This window comes from Streptomyces sp. (genome assembly GCF_031181705.1).
Taxonomy (GTDB): Bacteria; Actinomycetota; Actinomycetes; order Streptomycetales; family Streptomycetaceae; genus Streptomyces.
On the sequence record NZ_JAPSKN010000229.1, the window covers coordinates 1 to 5,296 of the forward strand.

General features: G+C 70.8%; 5 protein-coding genes. 2 read left to right on the forward strand and 3 right to left on the reverse strand.

The window, feature by feature from the left end; translation table 11 throughout:
• Positions 1-137: 137 nt before the first annotated feature.
• A complete protein-coding gene (era, locus tag RIN80_RS26105; protein WP_309098102.1) occupies positions 138-1,091 on the forward strand; it encodes a GTPase Era in 954 nt (317 codons plus the stop codon).
• A 13-nt stretch (positions 1,092-1,104) separates the two neighbouring features.
• On the opposite strand, the gene RIN80_RS26110 is transcribed toward era, so the two are convergent.
• The 3 genes from RIN80_RS26110 to RIN80_RS26120 are packed head-to-tail and all read right to left on the reverse strand — an operon-like array spanning position 1,105 to position 3,834.
• On the reverse strand, positions 1,105-2,427 hold the full coding sequence (locus RIN80_RS26110) for a GH1 family beta-glucosidase (protein WP_309098103.1): 1,323 nt from the start codon (positions 2,425-2,427) through the stop codon (positions 1,105-1,107).
• A gap of 58 nt (positions 2,428-2,485) precedes the next feature.
• Complete coding sequence (locus tag RIN80_RS26115) at positions 2,486-2,752, reverse strand: protealysin inhibitor emfourin (protein WP_309098104.1); 267 nt, start codon at positions 2,750-2,752, stop codon at positions 2,486-2,488.
• A 20-nt stretch (positions 2,753-2,772) separates the two neighbouring features.
• Positions 2,773-3,834, reverse strand: a complete 1,062-nt coding sequence (locus RIN80_RS26120) for a M4 family metallopeptidase (protein WP_309098105.1) — start codon at positions 3,832-3,834, stop codon at positions 2,773-2,775.
• Positions 3,835-4,169: 335 nt separating this feature from the next.
• Between RIN80_RS26120 and RIN80_RS26125 the strand changes: the two genes are divergently transcribed.
• Positions 4,170-5,296 (forward strand): 2-isopropylmalate synthase (locus RIN80_RS26125; RefSeq protein WP_309098106.1); only part of this gene is annotated, 1,127 nt, incomplete at its 3' end.

Below are 5,296 nucleotides of genomic sequence, written 5' to 3' on the forward strand. Positions count from 1 at the left end.
GGGGGAGACGACGCAGCCCCGTGATCGTAGGCCGTCCCGGCGGCCCTCGGAGCCGCCGGGCTTCGGGAAAGCCCACGCGGCCGGGATGTACGGGCCGGGGTGCGGAGGGGTCGGTTGGATCAGGGAGAATGGGCGGCATGAGCGTTCGTGTGCAGTCATCCGAAGAGCCGGGCGAGACCGTCCACCGTGCCGGCTTCGCCTGCTTCGTGGGTCGTCCCAACGCGGGCAAGTCCACGCTGACGAACGCTCTGGTCGGGCAGAAGGTGGCGATCACCTCGAACCGGCCGCAGACGACGCGGCACACCGTGCGGGGCATCGTGCACCGGCCGGACGCGCAGCTGATCCTGGTGGACACCCCGGGGCTGCACAAGCCGCGCACGCTGCTCGGCGAGCGCCTGAACGACGTGGTGCGCACCACCTGGGCCGAGGTCGACGTGATCGGCTTCTGCCTGCCGGCGAACGAGAAGATCGGTCCGGGTGACCGTTTCATCGCCAAGGAGCTCGCGGGCATCAAGAAGTCGCCGAAGGTCGCGATCGTCACCAAGACGGACCTGGTCGACAGCAAGGCACTGGCCGAGCAGCTCATCGCGATCGACCAGCTCGGCAAGGAGCTGGGCATGGAGTGGGCGGAGATCGTCCCGGTGTCGGCGGTCGGCGACCAGCAGGTCGAGCTGCTGGCGGACCTGCTGATCCCGATGCTCCCGGAGGGGCCCGCCCTCTACCCCGAGGGCGACCTGACGGACGAGCCGGAGCAGGTCATGGTGGCCGAGCTGATCCGCGAGGCGGCCCTGGAGGGCGTCCGCGACGAGCTGCCGCACTCCATCGCGGTCGTGGTGGAGGAGATGCTCCCGCGCGAGGACCGGCCCGCCGACAAGCCCCTCCTCGACATCCACGCCAACCTCTTCATCGAGCGCCCCAGCCAGAAGGGCATCGTCATCGGCCCCAAGGGCAAGCGCCTGAAGGAGGTCGGCATCAAGTCCCGCAAGCAGATCGAGGCACTGCTGGGCACGCCGGTCTTCCTGGACCTGCACGTCAAGGTGGCCAAGGACTGGCAGCGCGATCCGAAGCAGCTGCGGCGGCTCGGGTTCTGACGACCGGCCCCCGTCACCTCGGTTCCGCCTGCGCGCGCAGCACCTCCCGGAACCACGCGTACGAGGCCTTGGGCGTCCGCTCCAGCGTCTCGAAGTCGACGTGGACCAGACCGAAGCGGCGCGCGTAGCCCTCCGCCCACTCGAAGTTGTCGAGCAGCGACCACACGAAGTACCCGCGCACGTCGACCCCCGCCTCCAGCGCCCGGTGCAGGGCCCGGAGGTGGCCGTCCAGGTACGCGATGCGGTCCTGGTCGTCCACGCCCGGGTACGAGCAGCCGTTCTCGGTGATGACCACCGGCGGGAAGCGGTCGCCGTAGCGGTCGCGGAAGGAGACGAGGACCTCCGTGAGGCCCTCCGGCACGACGGGCCAGCCGAAGTCGGTGACCGGACGGCCCTCGATCTCCCGCACGGAGAAGGGCAGTTCCGCCGGCATGGTGACCCCGCCGAAGTCGATCTCCGTGCCCCGCGGCGCGCCCACCCGGGTCGGGGCGTAGTAGTTGACGCCGTACCAGTCGAGCGGCTCGCTGATCACCTTCAGGTCGGCCTCCGTGTCCCCGGGCAGCAGCGCCTCGATGCCGTCCGGGTAGCGGCCCAGCAGCAGCGGATCGGCGAACAGGCGGTTCAGCAGCAGGTCGTAGAAGTCGGCCGCCTCGACGTCCGCCGCCTCGGTCGAGGCCGCCCAGGTCGGGCCGTGCGAGTTGGCGATGCCGATGTCCGCGGCGCCGGCGGCGCGCAGGGCACGTACGGCCAGGCCGTGGGCGAGCAGCTGGTGGTGGGCGACCGGCAGCGCGTCGAACAGCAGCCGCCTGCCCGGCGCGTGCACGCCCAGGGCGTGGCCCAGCAGCGTGTGCTCGGCGGGCTCGTTCAGCGTGATCCAGCGGGTCACGCGGTCGCCGAGCCGGCCGGCGACCAGCGCGACGTGGTCGGCGAAGCGCGCGGCGGTGTCCCGGTCGAGCCAGTCCAGGTCCACGGGCAGGTCCCAGTGGAACAGCGTCGGCACCGGGCGCACGCCCGCCGCGCACAGGTCGTCGACCAGCCGGTCGTAGAAGTCCAGGCCGCCCTCGGAGCGCACGCGCGGCCAGGAGACCGAGAAGCGGTAGGCGTTCACTCCCAGGTCCGCCAGGAGCGCCACGTCCTCGCGGTGGCGGTGGAAGTGGTCGCAGGCCACGGCCGCCGTCGAGCCGTCCTTGACCCGCCCGGGCCCGGTCGTGAAGGCGTCCCACACCGACGGTTCGCGCAGCTCGGCCGCGCCCTCGATCTGGTGGGCCGAGGTCGACACGCCCCACAGGAAGCCGGGCGGGAAGCGGGGGATCGCGGTGCCTGCGTCAGTCGCCATGCGCCGGATCATCCGTACCGGGGGTAACGGAAGTCAACGGCCGCGCGGGAAGCGGCCGTTACGCCCCCTCCTTCAGGACCCGCGAGATCAGCGCGCGCTGCTCGTCGGTGAGCCGCGGATCGGCCGCGTACACCGTCGTCCCGTCCACGGTGATCTGGTAGGCGAACCCGTCCGGCACCCCGATCGGCGGTGTGGTCCGGCCGCCGGCGAGCGCCCGCTCGGCCAGCGCGTGCCACGCGGCGGCATCGGAGCGGCCGGAGGTGTCCACCTCGGCGTGCCGCTCGATGCCCGCGAATCCGCCCGTGCGCCTCACCTGAATACGCATGGCACCTGTCTAGTACGGAACTACGGTGTCCGCACCCCGACCTGCTCCCAGGCCTTCGACACGGCGTCGAGTTCCTCGCCGCCGCCGAAGCGCTCCCGGGCGGCCTTGACGGTGAGCGTGGCGAAGTCGGCGAACAGCGCCTGCGCCGTCAACTCGCCGCCGGTCAGCACGTCGTACCAGACCTGTCCCGCGCGCTCCCAGGCGTGGCCGCCGAGGGCGGTCGCCGCGAGGTAGAAGGCGTGGTTGGGGATGCCCGAGTTGATGTGGACGCCGCCGTTGTCGCGGCCGGTGCGGACGAAGTCGTCCATGGTCGCGGGCTGCGGGTCCTTGCCGAGCACGTCGTCGTCGTAGGCGGTGCCCGGCGCCTTCATGGAGCGCAGCGCCTTGCCCGTCACCCGCGGGGCGAGCAGCCCGGCGCCGATCAGCCAGTCGGCCTCGGTGGTGGTCTGGCCGAGCGTGTACTGCTTGATCAGCGCGCCGAAGACGTCCGACAGGGACTCGTTGAGCGCGCCGGGCTGGCCGAAGTAGGTGAGGTTGGCCGTGTACTGCGTGACGCCGTGGGCGAGTTCGTGGCCGATGACGTCGATCGGGATGGTGAAGTCGAGGAAGATCTCGCCGTCCCCGTCGCCGAAGACCATCTGCTCGCCGTTCCAGAAGGCGTTGTTGTAGTCGCGGTCGTAGTGCACGGTCGCGGTCAGCGGCAGGCCGTCGCCGTCGATCGAGTCGCGTCCGAACGCCCGCAGGAACAGCTCGAAGGTCGCGCCGAGCCCGGCGTAGGCCCGGTTGACGGTGGCGTCCTTGCCGGGGGCGTCGCCCTCGCCGCGGACCTGGTGGCCGGGCAGGGCGGTGCCGTGCCGGGCGTCGTGGACGGTGCGCCGCGGCCTGCCCTCGGCGGCCGAGGGGACGGCGGTGGCGCCGAGGACGGTGGTCAGGCGGCGCTGGGTGCGCTCGAAGGCGTCGCGCTGCAGGGTGCGGCGGGCGGGTCCGGCGAGCGCGGGGTCCTCGGCCTGGGCGAGCTTGTCGAGGACGTGGGGCGGGACGATCGTGCAGAAGACGGGCTCGAAGCCCCCGTGGGTCGTCATGCCCGGAACCCTTGCACTGCGTGACGAAACTGTCACTAGTAGCCACCATGATTGGTGAAATACCGGGACAACGGCCCTCACGCTCCGTGGCGACTGCTAGGGCGAAGTGGCATGGCGCACTTTTCGTCCCTTTTGTTCGACCGGTCCCGCATACTGATACGACCCCACGCGCAGGGAAGGGGCTCGGCTAGCATGCTGCGCATCATGCGTTTCGGGCTGCTTCTCCTTAGCTGCCGCGGCGAGGGCCTGTAGTCGAGGCCGACTCCCTCCCCGCGGAGCTTGGTGCTGCGTCGTCGGCCGTCCTTCCGGACACCCTCTGAGGAGCCCACAGCATCATGGCCAACCGCCAGCAGCCCAGTTCCATGCCGATCCACAAGTACGGCCGCTACGAGCAGGTCGACCTCCCCGGCCGCACCTGGCCGGACAACCGGATCACCACCGCCCCCCGCTGGCTCTCCACGGACCTGCGCGACGGCAACCAGGCCCTGATCGACCCCATGTCGCCCGCCCGCAAGCGCGCGATGTTCGACCTGCTGGTCAAGATGGGCTACAAGGAGATCGAGGTCGGCTTCCCGGCCTCGGGCCAGACGGACTTCGACTTCGTACGCTCCATCATCGAGGAGCCGGGAGCCATCCCCGACGACGTCACCATCTCCGTGCTGACCCAGGCCCGCGAGGACCTGATCGAGCGCACCGTGGAGTCCCTGAAGGGCGCCAAGCGCGCGACGGTCCACCTGTACAACGCCACCGCGCCGGTCTTCCGCCGGGTCGTCTTCCGCGGCTCCCGCGACGACATCAAGCAGATCGCCGTCGACGGCACCCGCCTGGTCATGGAGTACGCGGAGAAGCTGCTGGGCCCCGAGACCGAGTTCGGCTACCAGTACAGCCCCGAGATCTTCACCGACACCGAGCTGGACTTCGCGCTGGAGGTCTGCGAGGCGGTCATGGACGTCTGGCAGCCCGGCCCGGACCGCGAGATCATCCTGAACCTGCCCGCCACCGTCGAGCGCTCCACGCCCTCGACGCACGCCGACCGCTTCGAGTGGATGGGCCGCAACCTCTCCCGCCGCGAGCACGTCTGCCTGTCCGTCCACCCGCACAACGACCGCGGCACCGCCGTCGCCGCCGCCGAGCTGGCCCTGATGGCCGGCGCCGACCGCGTCGAGGGCTGCCTGTTCGGCCAGGGCGAGCGCACCGGCAACGTCGACCTGGTCACCCTCGGCATGAACCTGTTCTCCCAGGGCGTCGACCCGCAGATCGACTTCTCCGACATCGACGAGATCCGTCGCACGTGGGAGTACTGCAACCAGATGGAGGTCCACCCGCGCCACCCGTACGTGGGCGACCTGGTCTACACGTCCTTCTCCGGCTCCCACCAGGACGCCATCAAGAAGGGCTTCGACGCCATGGAGGCCGACGCGAAGGCCAAGGGCGTCACCGTCGACGACATCGAGTGGGCCGT